Genomic DNA, 15,709 nt, shown 5'->3' on the forward strand with positions numbered 1-15,709 from the left:
TTCCCGTCCCTAGAGCGGTCTGTTGATCGGTTATTCTTCGTCTTCTGCGTCGTTCTGGTTGGCGGCCTGGGCTTTCGCCAGCTTGTCGGCGCGCAACGCATCGCGGATCAGGTCGTCGGTCAGAATGAGCTTCGCATCGCTAAGCGCCGTGAAGGGAATGGTGACCTTCTGCTCTTCCCCATAGGCAACCTGGTCACGCTCAAGCGTGAAACCATCTGCGCCTGCTTCGACGATCTTGCCGCGGAAGCGCTTGCGATTGTCGATCAAGATCGACGTCTCGCATTTCACAAGGTGGCCCTGCCAGCGGACGAAATCGGATTTCCGCACCATCGGACGGTCGATGCCGGGCGAAGACACTTCCAGATGATACTCTTTATCGATCGGATCTTCCACATCGAGGACGGGAGAAATCGCCATCGAGACTTCTTCGCAATCCTGAACCGACATCGTGCCGTCGTTGCGTTCGGCCATAACCTGCATCGTCGCGCCGTTCTGGTTCAGCATCCGGACGCGGATAAGCCTAAAGCCGATGCCGACGAGAACGGGTTCGATGATATCGGCAAGACGCTGGTCGAGCCCGGTTTCGGTAATCAGCCGCGGCTCAAGTTCGTTGTCTGCGTTTGTCATGTCCGACAAGCGGTGCGCTCCTCGCAATTTCATGCTGTTTAAGCGATCGCGGTAATAAAAAAGAGCGGGTCCTTGCGGCCCACTCTTCATCAAGCGATCAAGAATTTGAGAGGCATATAGTCGGGTTTTTCCGAAATTGCAAGGTCTGCGACCGATTCGGCCAATTCGCTTCCGGCGACGTGATGAGGCCTATGGCCAGCGCCGGTCTTGCGCATATATTGCCGTTGGCGCGCAATAACAAAAGCGGGAGAAATCGTGGCCTACACTTCGTCGACATTGGCGCCTTTGCGGCACGATACCTACCGCACCATCTGGTTTGCGAGCCTTTCTTCGAATTTCGGCGGCCTGATCCAGGCGGTCGGCGCCGCCTGGATGATGACGACGATCACCGCCTCGGAGGACATGGTCGCGCTGGTGCAGACCTCGACGGCGCTGCCGATCATGTTGTTTTCGCTGATATCGGGCGCTCTGGCCGACAATTATGACCGCCGCCGGGTCATGCTGACGGCGCAGTGCATGATGCTCACGGTCTCGGCGCTGCTGACGGCCTCCGCCCTTCTCGGCTGGATCACGCCCTGGCTGCTGCTCTTCTTCACCTTCCTGATCGGCTGCGGCACCGCGCTCAACAATCCCTCCTGGCAGGCCTCGGTCGGCGACATGGTGCCGCGCGCCGATCTGCCGGCTGCGGTCACGCTGAACAGCATGGGTTTCAACATCACCCGCAGCGTCGGCCCGGCAATCGGCGGCGTCATCGTCGCCGCTGCCGGCGCGGCCGCGGCCTTTGCGGTGAACACGCTGAGTTACCTCGCCTTGATCTATGCCCTGCTGCGCTGGCGGCCAGCCGCGCCCGTCTCGACCCTGCCGCGCGAGGCGCTCGGCAGCGCCATCTTTGCCGGCCTGCGTTATGTCTCGATGTCGCCCAATCTCGAAAAGGTCCTTGTCAGGGGACTGCTCTTCGGCATCGGCGCCAGCTCGATCCTGGCGCTGCTGCCGGTGGTCGCCCTCGATCTCGTTGCCGGCGGCCCGCTGACCTATGGTTTCATGCTCGGCGCCTTCGGCATCGGCGCGATTGGCGGTGCGGTGCTGAATGCCAGGCTTCGCCAGGTGCTTTCCAGCGAGATGATCATCCGCTTCTCCTTTGCCGGCTTTGCACTGAGTGCGGTCATCGCAGCCTTCAGCCCGAGTGCCGTCCTCACCTCTGCCGGGCTGCTCGTTTCCGGCGCCTGCTGGGTCTCCGCACTTTCGTTGTTCAACACCATCGTCCAGCTTTCGACGCCGCGCTGGGTGGTTGGCCGGGCGCTGTCGCTTTATCAGACAGTCACCTTCGGCGGCATTGCCGGCGGCAGCTGGCTGTGGGGCGTCGCCGCCGATCGCTATGGCGTTGCCGATGCGCTGCTGATGTCATCCGTCGTCATGCTGCTCGGCATCGCCATCGGCCTGCGTTTTTCGATGCCGGCCTTCGCCTCGCTCAATCTCGACCCGCTGAACCGCTTCACCGAACCGGCCCTCAGTCTCGACATCACACCGCGCAGCGGGCCGATCGTCATCCAGGTCGATTACGAGATCGCCGATGAGGACCTTGCCGAGTTCATGGAGCTGATGGGTGAACGCCGCCGTATCCGCATCCGCGACGGCGCCCGCAACTGGGCGCTGATGCGTGATCTCGAAAATCCCAGCCTTTGGACGGAAACCTACCACACGCCGACCTGGGTCGAATACATAAGGCACAACCAGCGGCGCACGCAGGCCGATGCCGAAAACACCGACAGGCTGCGTGCGCTTCACCGCGGTGAAGGTCCGCTGCATGTCCACCGCATGATCGAACGCCAGGCCATTCCGCCGGGTGACGACGTCTTCCACAAGGCGCCGATCGATCTGCATCATTGAGACTAGCTAGCAGAGATCAAAAATGTATAGATTCAGGCTCGCCCGCCAATCCGATCTTGCCGCCATCATCCGGCTTCTGGCCGATGATGATCTTGGCGCCAGCAGGGAGATCGTTTCGGATCCTGTCGACGCGCGTTATCTCTCGGCCTTTGCGGCGATTGAGGCGGACGCCAATCAGCTTCTGGCCGTCGCAAGCGATGCGGCCGATCTGGTCGTCGGCTGCCTGCAGCTGAGTTTTGTTCCCGGTCTTTCGAGGACGGGCATGTGGCGCGGCCAGATCGAAAGCGTGCGTGTCGCAAGTGATCTTCGCGGTTCTGGCCTCGGCTCTGAATTCATCGAATGGGCGATCGCCCAATGTGCCGAGCGCGGTTGCGGATTGGTGCAGCTGACATCGGACAAGACGCGGGGGGACGCGATCCGCTTCTACGAGAGGCTCGGTTTCGTCGCCAGCCATGAAGGTTTGAAACGCAACCTCTGAAGCCGGTTACTTCAGCTTGCCCTTCATCGTGGCCTCGGGAAAACATGTCGGCTTCATGCCGTTCTTTGCCTGCCACTGGCCGATCGAACGCCGGGTCTTGTAGCCCGGCAGGCCGTCGGAGCCGCCGACATCATAGCCCTGCCGTTCCAGCGCCTTCTGCATGGCGGCGACATCCGAGCGCAGCATCTTGCCGACATCGCCCCATCCACCCTGGAAGGCGCCGCCATTATAGGCGATCCGGTCGGCGAGGTTGCCGATATAGAGCGCGTAGAGATCGGAATTATTATATTCCTTGATGACGTAGAAATTCGGCGTGACGATGAATTCCGGTCCGTCGCGGCCGGCCGGCACCAGCATCATGCCCTCAGCCTTCATCTCGCCTGAGGGAAAGCCCTTGACGGAGATGCGGTCGATGCCGAGCGAGGCCCAGTGCGACAGCGGCTTTGCCAGATCGGGTCCTTCCTGCGCGCAGGAGACCGCCTCCGGTATCGACACCTCGAAACCCCAGTCGCGGCCGCGCTGCCAGCCTTTCTTGACAAGGTAATTGGCGATCGAGGCGAGCGTATCGGGCACCGAGGTCCAGATATTGCGGTGACCGTCGCCATCGAAATCCACGGCATATTTTAGATAGCTCGTCGGCATGAATTGCGGCTGGCCGAGTGCGCCCGCCCACGAACCCTTGAAGTTGGCAGGTGTAACGTCGCCGCCGTCGAGAATATGGAGTGCGGCCACCAGCTCGGTGCGGAACATCTCCTTGCGCGTCGACATGAAGGCCTTGGTCGCCAGCACCTCGATCGCCGAATTCGGGATCTTCGCGGCGCCGAAGCCCGTCTCTCGGCCCCAGATGGCAAGCACGATCGAGCCCGGCACGCCATAGGTCTTTTCGATCCGCTTCAGCGTCGAGCCATATTGGGCGGCAAAGCCGCGTCCCGTTGCGGCAAGCTTCTTCAGCTGGTCCTCGTTGAAATAGGGAGCGGGTGAGGAAAATTCGGCCTGCGTCTGCTTCTGCTCCTTCGGCGGCGGGAAGCCCGGCGGAGCGAGATCGGGCAAGTTCCAGTTCAGCGTGATGCCGGAGAAAGCGGCCTGAAAGACCTTCTCCGAAATGCCGTTCGCCTTCGCCTCCGGCCAGAGGTCGCTCTGCACCCATTTCTCGAACTGCGCCTCGACATCGGCTTTCGAAGGGGCCGCATAACAGGAGAAGGGCAGGAGAACTGCCGCCATCGCGAGTGCGAATATCCCCGTGCTCTTCGCCATAAACAAACCCCTCATATCACCGTCCGCGCCCGAAGTGCCGCCGCAAGCGTACCCTCGTCGAGATAGTCGAGCTCACCGCCGACCGGCACGCCATGCGCCAGCCGCGTGATCTTCACGTCGAGCCCCTGCAACTGGTCGGTGATGTAATGCGCCGTCGTCTGTCCCTCGACGGTGGCATTGACCGCGATGATCAGTTCCCGGATGCCGCCTTCGCCGACCCGGTCGATCAGCCCGCGAATGTTGAGATCGTCAGGACCGACCCCGTCGAGCGGCGACAGCGTGCCGCCGAGTACGTGGTAGGCGGCGTTCATCGCGCCTGCCCGCTCCAGCGCCCAGAGATCCGATACGTCCTCGACGACGATGATGACGGACTGATCGCGTTGCGTGTCGGTGCAGACAATGCAGGGGTCGACCGTATCGACATTGCCGCAGCGCGAGCAGATCTTCACCTTGTCATAGGCCTCGCCCATTGCATTCGACAGCGGGCCGAGCAACTGGTCCTTCTTCTTGATCAGATGCAGTGCCGCCCGGCGCGCCGAGCGCGGCCCAAGGCCCGGCACCTTCGCCAGAAGCTGGATGAGTTTTTCGATTTCGGGGCCGGTGACTCGTTTTGCCATGCGCCGTTCTTAACTGATATGGAACGGAAACGGAATCGCGGAAGGATTGGCCATCCCATGAAAATCCTGGCGCTGTGCACCGGCGATCCCGAAAGACTGCCGGGCAAGAGCTACAAGACCGGCATCTTCAAACATGCCGTCAGTGGCGCGGTGATGATCGATGCCGAAGGCCTTGTCGGCGATGCCATCTGCAACCGCAAACACCATGGCGGCGTCGAGCAGGCTGTTTATGTCGAGGGATCGCTGACGCTCGACTGGTGGAGCAGGGAGCTCGGCCGGCCTTATGAACCCGGCACCTTCGGCGAAAACATGGTGATATCGGATCTCGACAATCGCGACGTCGCCGTCGGCGACCGTTTCCTCACCGGCGATCTCGTCCTCGAAGTCACATCATGCCGTATGCCCTGCGCCACCTTCGCCGCCAGGATGGCCGATCCGAAATTCGTCAAGCGTTACGCCGCCGCCGCCCGTCCCGGCATCTATTGCCGCGTCATTGGGTGCGGCGTGGTCAAGGCCGGAATGCCCGTGGAGCATCAAGCCTTTGCGGGAGAGAAGGTCACGATGCCGGAGTTGATGGAGACTTTCGGCGGGCGGCTTTCGGAGACGGATCGGGCGCGATACCTCGCAGCCCCAATTCATTACAAGCTGCGGGCGATGCTGGAGCCCGGCATATAAGGACTGTCCGCCAGCGACAATGACGACCGCATCGGTTCTGGCGGACGGCGATCTATTCCTGGCATGATTCTAGCCGAACAAAAGGAGGCAACACGAATCCATTTTTCCGTTCGTCCTCGGTTAGCAACTCCTTCCGTTTAATGTGCACCCCCATGTGCTTGCTGCAGGCCAGCGAGAAGGCGGTCAAATTGCCAAAGGCGATGTACGGCGTTTGTTCGCCGGAGAAAATTTCGGTGACGGGGATCAGGAACGGTACCGCTGGTTCATTGGGTGCTGCCGGATCATCGATTTCCTTGAAACACTCGTAAGATACGGATTTATCACTATTTTTCTTGGAAGAAGGCAAGTCTAAATTGCACATGGGCAGAACATCGCTGCATATCACAACGCCGTCGATAGACCAAACGAGTTTGGATTTTCGCCACGTTTCAAACTTTATTAGTTCCGCATAGAATGGGTGTTCTCCGGTGCGCGCCTTGTAGAAGATTTTGGTGTCGTCGCCCGGATTAGACTGATCAAAGACATAAACACGCTTGCTGCGATCGCACTGGCCTGCATTGACAACCGTCGGCATGGCTAAGGCTGCGGCGAGACAAAGGCGAAAAACGCCGACAATCTTCATGAAAAACCTTATGGAGATCTATGAAACTACTTGCCGAAAATATGAGAGCAATTCCAGCAAAACTATGGCGCGGTTTTGAGTCGGCAATTGCTTGAAAACAAGGAGATAAATGCATGTCGTTGGAAAGTGTGCAGAGACTCCGCGATAGCGATATGTGTCAAAACAAATAAAGCGCATCGCATGAATCAATTCGATGCGACACGCTTTGGAATATCTCTGCAATTCGAAGAAAACGAAAATGCGACCGAATTGCCCGCTATCAAAACGGTAGCTTGAAGCCCGGCGGGATCGGCAGACCGGCGGTCAGCGCCTTGGTCTTCTCGGCGGCGAGCGCCTCGGCCTTGTCCTTGGCGTCCTTGTGAGCGGCGACGATCAGGTCCTCGAGGATCTCGACGTCGTCTTCCTTGAACAGCGACGGATCGATCTTCAGACTCTTCAGCTCGCCCTTGCCCGAGATGAGGACGGTGACGAGGCCGCCGCCCGCCTTGCCTTCGGCCGTGAGCTCGGCGATCTCCGCCTGCATCTGCTCCATCTTGGCCTGCATTTCCTTGACTTTGCCCATCATGCCCATGATGTCGCGCATCGTCTCGCTCCTTGTTGAAACTTAGAATTCTATGTCGTCGCCCGGCAGGATGTCACCCTCCTCGGATTCGGCGGCGGCCGGCGGCGTCGCCTCGCCTTCTTCCTCCGGTTCGGGCGCCCGCACGCGCACGTCGATGATCTTGGCACCGGGAAAATGCGCAAGGATCGCCGCCACGTCAGGGTCCTGGCGCGCGTCGATCACATGCTGTTCCCGCGTCCTGGCCTCCGCTTCGACAAGCGTCGGCTGGCCCTCGTCGCGACTGAGGCTGACGATCCAATGGATGCCGGTCCATTCCTTCAGCTTGACCGCAAGCTCGTTGAGCAGCGTCGTCGGCGCACCGGGAGCCAGGCTGACATCGAGCCGGCCGGCTTCGATCCGGACGGGGCGCAGGAAGGTGCGCACCATCGCCTTCAGCTTCGGGTCGCGCTTCTCGGTGGCGAGGTTGACGATATCATTGACCGAATTGACCGGGACGAGCGGCTTCAGGGCTTCCGCCGGTTTTGGTTCGATCCGACCGACAGGCAAGGTCTCAGGTTGGCTGCTCGGCACGGCACGCAGCATCGCCACCGGCGCCGAAGGCTGCGGCGGGCTCGGCGCGGTTTCCGTTGCACGCGCGGCGACACCGCTCTGATAGGGAACCCTTGTTCCGTTGCCGCCGCCATTGCCGGACGGCGGGGCCGCGGGCCGTGGGCCGGCATTGTCGCCGGAAAATTCGGCAAGCCGGCGCGCCGCATCCTCGGGCGCGGGCAGATGCGCGGCATGTGCAAGCCGGATCAGCACCATTTCGGCTGCCCCTGCCGTCCGCGACGAGCCTTCCGTTTCCGGAATGCCCTTGAGCAGCATCTGCCAGATGCGCGACAGCGTCGTCACCGCAACGCCCTTGGCGAATTCCGCCGCTTTGGTGCGTTCGACCTCGCTGAGCGAAGGATCGTTTGCCGCATCCGGCACATATTTCAGCCGCGTCACCAGATGGGTGAAATCGGCAAGATCGGTCAGCACCACCACCGGGTTGGCGCCGGCTTCGTACTGGTTCTGGAACTCGCCGAGGGCTGCGGCCACATCACCCTTGACGATATGCTGGAAGAGATCGACGATCCGGGCGCGATCGGCAAGGCCGAGCATGCCGCGCACGGCTTCCGCCTGAACGGCGCCTGCGCCATGGGCGATCGCCTGGTCGAGCAGCGACAGGCCGTCGCGCGCCGAGCCTTCGGCCGCACGCGCGATCATCGCCAGCGCGTCCGGCTCCGCCTCGATGCCTTCCTTGGCCGCGATCGTCGTGAACAGCCCGACGAGATCGGAGGCGCTGATACGGCGCAAGTCGAAGCGCTGGCAGCGCGACAGCACGGTGATCGGCACCTTGCGGATCTCGGTGGTGGCGAAGATGAACTTCACATGCTCCGGCGGCTCTTCCAGCGTCTTCAAAAGCCCGTTGAAGGCCTGCGTCGACAGCATGTGCACTTCGTCGATGATATAGACCTTGTAGCGCGCCGAAACCGGCCGGTAGCGCACCTGCTCGATGATCTCGCGGATGTCGTCGATACCGGTATGGGAGGCGGCATCCATCTCGATCACGTCGACATGCCGGCCTTCCATGATCGCCTGGCAGTGTTCGCCCGGCGTGCGAAGGTCGATCGTCGGCTTGTCGATTTCTGATGTCTTGTAGTTCAGCGCCCGCGCCAGGATGCGCGCCGTCGTCGTCTTGCCCACACCGCGCACGCCGGTCAGCATATAGGCCTGCGCGATGCGGCCGGTTTCGAAGGCGTTGGTGAGGGTACGGACCATCGGCTCCTGGCCGACCATCAAGTCCGTGAAATCCTTGGGGCGGTATTTGCGAGCCAGCACCCGGTATCCGGTGCCCGTCGAGGCGGCATCTTTTGATTGTCGCTCGGTGTCGCTCATCGCCCTGCTTGTCGCCCGGATCGTCGGGCACTTCGTGGAGAGAAGGTGGGAGGCTGGCACGATGACCCGTGCCGGGCTCGTTAGGGCTGCTTCCTTCCGGACCTGACCCGGTTGGCGAGTGGCTCGTCCACCACCAACCTCCCGGATGCACATATCGGCAATATCGTCATCAAAAGCAAGCCAACATGCAAAAAAACTGCTAGTCGTTGGAAAACATGAGGAGAATGCCCTTTGAAAGGTTTCGCGCTCGACCCTCGGCTGGAAAACGACAGCGTCAGCATCATGGTCACCGGTCTCTGCGATCTGAGATTGTCGAGGGATGCCCGCTGGCCCTGGTTGATTCTGGTGCCGCGCCGGGCCGATATCACCGAAATCTTCGAGCTGACGCCGCTCGACCAGGTGCTGCTTGCCTTCGAGACGGAGCTGGTCGCCAAGGCCCTGAAGGAAATCACCGGCGCGACAAAAATCAATGTCGGGGCTCTTGGCAATATCGTCCGCCAGCTTCATGTTCATGTCATTGCCCGCTTCGAAGGCGATGCGAACTGGCCGGGTCCCGTCTGGGGCTTCGGGCGCGCGGAGCCCTACGAGGACGGAAAGAGAGACGAATTTACAGCGAAGCTGCGGGAAGCCCTTTCATCATGAGTCATTCGCTTTTCGATTCGGATGTGCCGCATCCGGAGCCCAGCAATCTCACGGCCTTTGCCGCCAACGACCTCAATCGCGATTCCGAGCATCGCGACGAACAATCCGTCGAAAAGGCGCTGGCCAAGGAAGGTACCCATATCTTCGCCTTCGCGAGGGATAAGCTGGTGCTGAAGCATGACGGCCAAGTGCTCGATCCGCTCTTTGCCCGCTACGAGCTGCAGGGATTGCAGCCGGATTGGGATGAAACGGTGCTTCTCGGCTACCGAAAAACCGGCGAGCCGCGCCTTGCCGTTCCCGTCGGCATCGACGCCGACGACCTCACCAGCCATTACAAGCCTGCCGACGGCCGCACGCTGTTTCGCGAAATGCTGATCGACGAGGTGTTGCTCGGCGAATTCGCCCAGGCCGCAAGCCTCATCCGCTGGAACGGCGATAACCGCTTCTGCGGCCGCTGCGGCTCGGCGATGGAGATCCACATCGGCGGCTACAAGCGCGTCTGCGCCGCCTGCGAACACGTGATCTTCCCCCGCACCGACCCCGTCGTCATCATGCTGACGGTTGACGAGCAGCGCGACCTCTGCCTGCTCGGCCGCAGTCCGCATTTCGCGCCCGGCATGTATTCCTGTCTGGCCGGCTTCCTCGAGCCCGGCGAAACCATCGAGAACGCCGTGCGCCGCGAAACGCTGGAGGAATCGGGCATCCGCACCGGCCGCATCCGCTATCACGCCTCGCAGCCCTGGCCGATGCCGCATTCCTTGATGATCGGCTGTTACGCCGAGGCGAAATCGACCGAAATCAGCCGCGACGAGACCGAGCTGGAGGATTGCCGCTGGTTCACCCGCGAGGAAACGATCGAGATGCTGGAACGCCCGAGCGCGACAGGCAAGGCCTCGCCGCCGAAAGGGGCGATCGCCCACCGCCTGATGCGCGACTGGGTGGAGTGGAAGCGCTAGCGTCATGCCGGTCGCCCGCTCGGAACGGCTGCTGACGCTGCTCCAGACGCTCCGGCGTTACCGGCGGCCGGTGACTGGAACCGTGCTCGCCCAGGAGACCGGCGTCAGCCTGCGCACGCTCTATCGCGATATTGCCAGCCTGCAGGCCCAGGGCGCGATGATCGAAGGCGAAGCCGGCATCGGCTACGTGCTGAAGCCCGGCTTCATGCTGCCGCCGATGATGTTTTCCGAAGAAGAGCTCGAGGCATTGGTGCTCGGCTCGCGTTGGGTGGCCCGCGCCGCCGAGCCGCGCCTTGCCGGCGCCGGCGCCGACGCACTGGCCAAGATTGCCGCCGTGCTGCCGGCCGATATGCGCGAGATGATCGATTCGGCAGCGCTGTTCGTCGGTCCCAAACGCAGGGACGAGGACAAGGCTGACGTTTCAGCCATCCGCAAGGCGATCCGCCTGGAGCGTATCCTCGAGCTGCATTATGGCGACGAGCAGGGTCGTATCTCGCGCCGCCGCGTCTGGCCTTTCGGGCTCGGCTATTACGAGCATGTGCGAGTCCTCATGGCCTGGTGCGAACTACGCCAGGATTTCCGCCATTTCCGCACCGATCGCATCATCGACATGGCCTTGCACGAGGTGCGTTATCCGCGCCGCCGCACGGTGCTCCTCAAGGAATGGCGCGAGACGCAGGACGTACCGGTCGAGAACTGAACGCTGCTGCCATAAACTGTCAGCAGCCAGGGTTATTATCAGTGCCAATCCACTACAGCGCCGCGTGTCTTCGGACGCGCAAAGGACGCTGTAGCATCTAGGTTCCGCGCATCGTGCCGATGCGCCAGGGAAGGAGTACTGATCGTGGTAACGCCTCCAGCCATTCATTTCACCAACGACCGTTTTGCAGCCGAGTCCTTTGCCGATGTCATTTCGGCCGAGACTTTTGCCGATGTCCGCCAGTCAGCGCGCTCCGGCCTGCTGCACCTGGTCATGAACATTTTCCGATTTCGCAGAGACCGCACCGGCCTCGACCTTGAAGCGACACCGGATTACCTGAAGCGCGACCTCGGCTTCATCGACGGACGCGACCCGCGTTGCGAGGACCGTTTTCCGCTCTAAAGCATATCGCGCAAAAGTATGCAGCGGTTTTGCGACAACGACATGCGCGACCGCGTTAGGAAGCCCATCCTTATCAACATTCCGCCCGACGAGAACGGGGCGTTGCGATCGCTGCGCCCTTAGCACACTGCTGCCATTAACTGTCAGCAGATGATCTCGTTCGGCCCCATTTTACAACAACGGGAGAACCGAAATGACCAGCCCCAATCTCATCATCCTTTACGTCAAGGACCCGGGTGAAAGCGCCAGCTTCTACCGGAACCTGCTCAATCGCGAACCGGCCGTGGAGGCGCCGAATTTCGTCGCTTTTCCGCTTGAAGGCGGCTTCACGCTCGGTCTCTGGCGGCGCAGCAAGGTCGAGCCGCAGCCTTCCGCCATCGGCAACCGTGGCGAAGTGGCCTTCATGGTCGAGGGAGAAAATGCTGTCGCCAGGCACTACGAAGACTGGCGCCAGCGTGGTCTGCCGATCGCCCAGGAACTGACCGAATTGGATTTTGGTCCGACCTTCGTCGTGCTCGATCCGGACGGGCATCGGCTGCGTGTCTGTGAGCCGGATAAATAATTGATAAATAATTTAAGGCGCGCGTGAGGCCTGTCCTAAAGCAGGCCTCGCATCGCATGCCCTTTGTAGACGCCGAGGATGCGCACTTTCTCGGAAAAGAAGCGCAGTTCCTCCAATGCCCGGCGCACGTTCGGATCGTTCGGATGGCCTTCAATATCGGCGTAAAACTGCGTCGCCACGAATTTTCCGCCGAGCTGGTAGCTTTCCAGCTTCGTCATGTTGATGTTGTTGGTGGCAAAACCGCCAAGCGCCTTGTAGAGCGCGGCCGGAATGTTGCGGACGTTGAAGACGAAGGTGGTGACGACCTTTTCTTCCGCCGAATTCCGTTGCGCCCATTCCTCGTCGCGAGACAGGACGACGAAACGGGTCACATTGTTTTCCGTATCCTCGACATTTTCGGCGATGATCTCGAGCCCGTAGAGATCGGCGGCAAGCCGCGGCGCCAAGGCGGCCATCGAGCGGTCGCCGGTTTCCTTCACCAGCTTTGCCGCCCCTGCCGTATCGCCGGCGATCACCGGCTTCCAGCCATTGGCGCGAACGATCTTGCGGCATTGGCCGAGTGCGTGGATATGGCTGTGCACCGTGCGGATCTCGTCCTTGGTGACACCGGGCAGCACCATCAGCTGGAAGCGGATCGGCATGAAATATTCGCCGATGATATGCAGCCGCGACTCCGGCAGCAGATGGTGGATATCGGCGACGCGCCCGGCAATCGTATTCTCGATCGGGATCATCGCGATATCGGCGTCGCCGTTGTCGACCGCCGTGAACGCATCCTCGAAGGTCTGGCAGGGCAGCGGCTCCATGGTCGGAAACATGTCGCGGCTGGCCATGTCGGAATTGGCGCCGAATTCGCCCTGGAAGGCGATCCTGTTGGTCTTGATGTTCATGATGATTCCGTCAGTTCGACTTTGCGGAGAGGATGCGCCGCGCTTTTTCAAGGTCGGCGGGAGTATCGACACCGAGCGGAACCGTGTCAACGATCTCGGCGTCGATGCGCATGCCGGCTTCCAGCGCCCGTAGCTGCTCCAGCGATTCGCGCTTTTCGAGCGTCGAAGGACCGAGCGAGACGAAACGTTCGAGCGCCGCGCGCCGATAGGCATAAAGACCGATATGGTGGTAGAGCGGTCCCTTGCCGTAAGGGGCGGTTGCGCGCGTGAAGTAAAGCGCATGCAGTCGGGTGTCGGAAATCGGCGAACCGACGATCTTGACGATATGCGGCGCGGCCTTGTCTTCCTCATTGTCGATTTCGGTCGTCAGCGTCCCGATATCGACCGCCTCGTTCTCGAGAGGGCGCAACGCCGCGCGCACCGTTTCCGGATCGATCGTCGGCAGATCGCCCTGGACGTTGACGATGATTTTCGCCTTTCCGTCCGGATCGACTTTCGTCAGCGCCTCAAAGATCCGATCGGAACCCGATTGGTGGTCTACGCGGGTCATGACGACTTCGAAGCCGGCAGCGGCCACGGCATCGAATACTCGGGCGTCGTCGACGGCGACGACGACGCGGCCGATGGCTGCCTCCCTGGCGCGTAGCGCCACCTGGACGATCATCGGCAGACCGCAAATATCGGCCAGCGGCTTGCCCGGAAGCCGTGTGGAGGCCATGCGCGCCGGGATCAATACGAGCACGCCGTCTAAATTTGAATCACTCATTGTTCGGGCCTTCTATTCCGGGCTGAAAAGTGTCAAAAAGTCTCACGCACAAGACCATTTAGACAGTTGCAACGATCAACCAAAAGACATAGGTTCCGCGCGATTTCAAGATGGTCCGGTTTATGGTCTGCCGGCTGCAAGGGGAGCATTGCAGATGAATTCATACGTCAATACGGCCGTGGGGGCGCTGCTCGGAACGATTTTCGTTCTGATGTCTGTCTCCATCGCGTCCGAAGGGATCTTCCATTCCGAAGCACCGGAAAAGGAAGGTTTCGCGATCGTTGCCGAAGAGGCGCCCGCCGCTGGTGGCGAGGCTGCGCCTGCCGTTGCCGTTCCGATCGCGCAATTGCTCGCTTCTGCAGATGCCAAGGCCGGTGAAACGGTCTTCAAGAAGTGTCAGGCCTGTCATGACGGCACCAAAGGGGGACCGAACAAGGTCGGTCCCAACCTCTTTGGTGTCGTAGATCGCCCGATCGCCTCGCATGAAGGCTTCGCCTATTCCGCTGCCATGAAGGATTTCTCCAAGGGCAGCAGCGAGAAGTGGACTTTCGAATATCTCAACAAGTTCCTGATGGCGCCGAAGAAGGACGTTCCGGGCACTGCCATGGGCTTCGCCGGTCTGGCGAAGGATCAGGATCGCGCCAACGTCATCCTCTACCTGCACACGCTTGCCGATTCGCCTGTGCCGCTGCCGGATCCGAACACCGCGACGCAGTGACGCGGCAGACAATCGCATGACATCGAAGCCCGGCCTGCAAGCCCGGCTTTTCGTTGTGCGGATATCAGCTCAAGCACCGAGGAAATAGGCCCAGAGCGAGACCGTGATGGCGCCGAGCGCCGTCGTCACCGTGATCGTCGAGGCGGCGAGGCTGTGACCGACGCCGAAGCGATTGGCGATCAGCCAGGCATTGACGCCTGTCGGAACGGAGGAAGTCAGCACGATCGCTGCCGTCCACTCGGGGCTGAGACCGAGGAGATGGCTCGCTGCCCAGACGCAGCCGGGCAGCAGCAGCAGCTTCAAGGTCGAAGTGACGCTGGCAATACCGAGATTGCCGGAGATGCCGTATCTCTCCAGCGCCATGCCGAGCGATATCAGCGCCGCCGGACCGGCAATGCCTGCGATCTGCCCGACGACCGTTGCCACCGTCGTCGGCATGGCGAGACCGGAAAGGTGCATCGCCATGCCGGCCGCAAGCCCGATCACCAGCGGGTTGCGCACGAGATTGACAGCGATCTGGCGAAGCACGAGCACCATGCTGCGATCGCTTTTGCCGGCGATCTTGCGCTCGGCATGCTCCATCAGGACCGTGCCGGCGACCATCATCACGGGCAGATGCACGGCAAGTAGGATCGACAGCGCCACCAGCCCCTCGTCGCCGACGGTCCGCTCGACGAGCGGCAGACCGATGAAGATATTGTTGGCGAAGGCCGAGGAAACGCCGGCCAGCACGCCGATTCGTTCGTCGCGGCCGAAGAGGCGTGTGGCGGCGATATGGCCCGCAGTCCAGGTGATGGCAACGCCGGAAAAATAGACGATCCAGAGGCGAAAAGGCGAGGCGCCATGAAAATCCGCCTCGGCAATGGTGCGGAAAAGCAGAAGCGGCACGGCGATCTTGAAGACGAATTCGCTGAGCGCTTCGCCGACATTCGACGCCATCAACCCGCTGCGGACGATCACCCAGCCGATGAGAATCAGGATGAAGATGGGAAGGACGTCGAGAATGATGGCTGACATAGGGGAGGCTGCTCTGCGCGGGGGAGTATTCGACGTCTACAGCGCCGCGCGTCTTTTCAGACGCGCAAAGGACGCTGTAGCACTTTGAATTGCTGCATAATTTTATCCTTAAATCGATTCCGATTTAAGGAATTATGCAGTAGCAGCAAACGGCTTGGATTGAAAAGGCAATCGCCGTCCAATCAGGCGCATCGGCAAAACAAAAAAAAGCGGGCACAGCCCGCTTTTTCCGCTCCGGTCTTGCCGGAAACCCGGATCACGAAGCTGCCAGTTCATCCGTGGTCAGCATCGCGCCGGTAAGATCGAAGGGATCATCCCTCGTGCGCCCGGCTGCAACTGAAAGCTGCTCATGCCGGTCTTCTTGCGAAGATTTCTAGATTTTGAAAATGACAGGGACATGACGAATAGGCGGCA

At 61.0% G+C, this 15,709-nt stretch carries 18 protein-coding genes and 1 other RNA gene; 9 read left to right on the forward strand and 10 right to left on the reverse strand.

The window, feature by feature from the left end; genetic code table 11:
* Positions 1-30 precede the first annotated feature (30 nt).
* The gene (gene rimP / locus J3P73_RS00875; protein ID WP_018070395.1) at positions 31-636 is read right to left on the reverse strand and encodes a ribosome maturation factor RimP; all 606 of its coding nucleotides are present in this window, start codon (positions 634-636) and stop codon (positions 31-33) included.
* Between the two features lie 198 nt (positions 637-834).
* Here rimP and J3P73_RS00880 point away from each other — a divergent pair, with 198 nt between their 5' ends.
* Together J3P73_RS00880 and J3P73_RS00885 are read left to right on the forward strand one after the other, a co-directional pair.
* Positions 835-2,514 (forward strand): MFS transporter, encoded by a 1,680-nt coding sequence (locus J3P73_RS00880; protein WP_024323170.1) that lies wholly within the window; start codon positions 835-837, stop codon positions 2,512-2,514.
* Positions 2,515-2,536: 22 nt separating this feature from the next.
* Positions 2,537-2,992, forward strand: a complete 456-nt coding sequence (locus J3P73_RS00885) for a GNAT family N-acetyltransferase (RefSeq protein ID WP_018070393.1) — start codon at positions 2,537-2,539, stop codon at positions 2,990-2,992.
* A 6-nt stretch (positions 2,993-2,998) separates the two neighbouring features.
* Here J3P73_RS00885 and J3P73_RS00890 read toward each other — a convergent pair whose 3' ends face one another.
* Together J3P73_RS00890 and recR are read right to left on the reverse strand one after the other, a co-directional pair.
* Positions 2,999-4,246 carry a lytic murein transglycosylase gene (locus J3P73_RS00890; protein ID WP_018070392.1) on the reverse strand — a complete coding sequence of 416 codons (1,248 nt, stop codon included), beginning with the start codon at positions 4,244-4,246 and terminating at the stop codon, positions 2,999-3,001.
* An 11-nt stretch (positions 4,247-4,257) separates the two neighbouring features.
* Positions 4,258-4,863 carry a recombination mediator RecR gene (gene recR / locus J3P73_RS00895; RefSeq protein ID WP_003555792.1) on the reverse strand — a complete coding sequence of 202 codons (606 nt, stop codon included), beginning with the start codon at positions 4,861-4,863 and terminating at the stop codon, positions 4,258-4,260.
* A 57-nt stretch (positions 4,864-4,920) separates the two neighbouring features.
* Here recR and J3P73_RS00900 point away from each other — a divergent pair, with 57 nt between their 5' ends.
* A complete protein-coding gene (locus J3P73_RS00900; RefSeq protein WP_018070391.1) occupies positions 4,921-5,538 on the forward strand; it encodes an MOSC domain-containing protein in 618 nt (205 codons plus the stop codon).
* Between the two features lie 52 nt (positions 5,539-5,590).
* On the opposite strand, the gene J3P73_RS00905 is transcribed toward J3P73_RS00900, so the two are convergent.
* The 4 genes from J3P73_RS00905 to ffs form a co-directional block, all read right to left on the reverse strand.
* On the reverse strand, positions 5,591-6,160 hold the full coding sequence (locus J3P73_RS00905) for a hypothetical protein (protein ID WP_130772081.1): 570 nt from the start codon (positions 6,158-6,160) through the stop codon (positions 5,591-5,593).
* Between the two features lie 259 nt (positions 6,161-6,419).
* On the reverse strand, positions 6,420-6,743 hold the full coding sequence (locus tag J3P73_RS00910) for a YbaB/EbfC family nucleoid-associated protein (protein WP_007634163.1): 324 nt from the start codon (positions 6,741-6,743) through the stop codon (positions 6,420-6,422).
* A 21-nt stretch (positions 6,744-6,764) separates the two neighbouring features.
* Complete coding sequence (locus J3P73_RS00915; RefSeq protein WP_130774114.1) at positions 6,765-8,642, reverse strand: DNA polymerase III subunit gamma/tau; 1,878 nt, start codon at positions 8,640-8,642, stop codon at positions 6,765-6,767.
* A gap of 45 nt (positions 8,643-8,687) precedes the next feature.
* Positions 8,688-8,784: signal recognition particle sRNA small type (gene ffs / locus J3P73_RS00920), an RNA gene on the reverse strand.
* Positions 8,785-8,873: 89 nt separating this feature from the next.
* Here ffs and J3P73_RS00925 point away from each other — a divergent pair.
* The 5 genes from J3P73_RS00925 to J3P73_RS00945 all read left to right on the forward strand — a co-directional run bounded on the left by J3P73_RS00925 (position 8,874) and on the right by J3P73_RS00945 (position 11,904).
* Positions 8,874-9,284 (forward strand): HIT domain-containing protein, encoded by a 411-nt coding sequence (locus J3P73_RS00925; protein ID WP_024323174.1) that lies wholly within the window; start codon positions 8,874-8,876, stop codon positions 9,282-9,284.
* Entirely contained in the window at positions 9,281-10,240 is a 960-nt protein-coding gene (gene nudC, locus J3P73_RS00930) for an NAD(+) diphosphatase (RefSeq protein WP_024323175.1), read from the forward strand. Before J3P73_RS00925 ends, nudC begins: the two co-directional genes overlap by 4 nt.
* A gap of 4 nt (positions 10,241-10,244) precedes the next feature.
* Positions 10,245-10,940, forward strand: a complete 696-nt coding sequence (locus J3P73_RS00935; protein ID WP_018070387.1) for a helix-turn-helix transcriptional regulator — start codon at positions 10,245-10,247, stop codon at positions 10,938-10,940.
* A gap of 144 nt (positions 10,941-11,084) precedes the next feature.
* On the forward strand, positions 11,085-11,342 hold the full coding sequence (locus tag J3P73_RS00940) for a hypothetical protein (protein ID WP_018495780.1): 258 nt from the start codon (positions 11,085-11,087) through the stop codon (positions 11,340-11,342).
* Positions 11,343-11,535: 193 nt separating this feature from the next.
* Positions 11,536-11,904: a VOC family protein gene (locus J3P73_RS00945; protein ID WP_003555800.1), complete on the forward strand. Its 369-nt coding sequence runs from the start codon at positions 11,536-11,538 to the stop codon at positions 11,902-11,904.
* Positions 11,905-11,939: 35 nt separating this feature from the next.
* On the opposite strand, the gene J3P73_RS00950 is transcribed toward J3P73_RS00945, so the two are convergent.
* Both J3P73_RS00950 and J3P73_RS00955 read right to left on the reverse strand, forming a co-directional pair.
* A complete protein-coding gene (locus tag J3P73_RS00950; RefSeq protein WP_018070385.1) occupies positions 11,940-12,794 on the reverse strand; it encodes a prephenate dehydratase in 855 nt (284 codons plus the stop codon).
* 10 nt (positions 12,795-12,804) lie between these two features.
* A complete protein-coding gene (locus J3P73_RS00955; RefSeq protein WP_018484623.1) occupies positions 12,805-13,560 on the reverse strand; it encodes a 3-deoxy-manno-octulosonate cytidylyltransferase in 756 nt (251 codons plus the stop codon).
* 154 nt (positions 13,561-13,714) lie between these two features.
* Between J3P73_RS00955 and J3P73_RS00960 the strand changes: the two genes are divergently transcribed.
* Positions 13,715-14,278, forward strand: a complete 564-nt coding sequence (locus J3P73_RS00960) for a c-type cytochrome (protein ID WP_018070383.1) — start codon at positions 13,715-13,717, stop codon at positions 14,276-14,278.
* 69 nt (positions 14,279-14,347) lie between these two features.
* Here the strand turns inward: J3P73_RS00960 and J3P73_RS00965 are convergent, their stop codons facing one another.
* On the reverse strand, positions 14,348-15,295 hold the full coding sequence (locus J3P73_RS00965; protein WP_130656727.1) for an AEC family transporter: 948 nt from the start codon (positions 15,293-15,295) through the stop codon (positions 14,348-14,350).
* Positions 15,296-15,709: the final 414 nt, after the last annotated feature.

Source organism: Rhizobium ruizarguesonis (assembly GCF_017357285.1).
In the GTDB taxonomy this organism is placed as follows: domain Bacteria; phylum Pseudomonadota; class Alphaproteobacteria; order Rhizobiales; family Rhizobiaceae; genus Rhizobium; species Rhizobium ruizarguesonis.

Coding starts and splice junctions, on each gene's coding strand:
- J3P73_RS00965 (WP_130656727.1), bottom strand. CDS start 15,295: ATGTCAGCCATCATTCTCGACGTCCTTCCCATCTTCATCCTGATTCTC.
- J3P73_RS00960 (WP_018070383.1), top strand. CDS start 13,715: ATGAATTCATACGTCAATACGGCCGTGGGGGCGCTGCTCGGAACGATT.
- J3P73_RS00910 (WP_007634163.1), bottom strand. CDS start 6,743: ATGCGCGACATCATGGGCATGATGGGCAAAGTCAAGGAAATGCAGGCC.
- J3P73_RS00935 (WP_018070387.1), top strand. CDS start 10,245: ATGCCGGTCGCCCGCTCGGAACGGCTGCTGACGCTGCTCCAGACGCTC.
- J3P73_RS00885 (WP_018070393.1), top strand. CDS start 2,537: ATGTATAGATTCAGGCTCGCCCGCCAATCCGATCTTGCCGCCATCATC.
- J3P73_RS00890 (WP_018070392.1), bottom strand. CDS start 4,246: ATGGCGAAGAGCACGGGGATATTCGCACTCGCGATGGCGGCAGTTCTC.
- J3P73_RS00900 (WP_018070391.1), top strand. CDS start 4,921: ATGAAAATCCTGGCGCTGTGCACCGGCGATCCCGAAAGACTGCCGGGC.
- J3P73_RS00915 (WP_130774114.1), bottom strand. CDS start 8,642: ATGAGCGACACCGAGCGACAATCAAAAGATGCCGCCTCGACGGGCACC.
- J3P73_RS00955 (WP_018484623.1), bottom strand. CDS start 13,560: ATGAGTGATTCAAATTTAGACGGCGTGCTCGTATTGATCCCGGCGCGC.
- J3P73_RS00905 (WP_130772081.1), bottom strand. CDS start 6,160: ATGAAGATTGTCGGCGTTTTTCGCCTTTGTCTCGCCGCAGCCTTAGCC.
- J3P73_RS00945 (WP_003555800.1), top strand. CDS start 11,536: ATGACCAGCCCCAATCTCATCATCCTTTACGTCAAGGACCCGGGTGAA.
- recR (WP_003555792.1), bottom strand. CDS start 4,863: ATGGCAAAACGAGTCACCGGCCCCGAAATCGAAAAACTCATCCAGCTT.
- J3P73_RS00950 (WP_018070385.1), bottom strand. CDS start 12,794: ATGAACATCAAGACCAACAGGATCGCCTTCCAGGGCGAATTCGGCGCC.
- nudC (WP_024323175.1), top strand. CDS start 9,281: ATGAGTCATTCGCTTTTCGATTCGGATGTGCCGCATCCGGAGCCCAGC.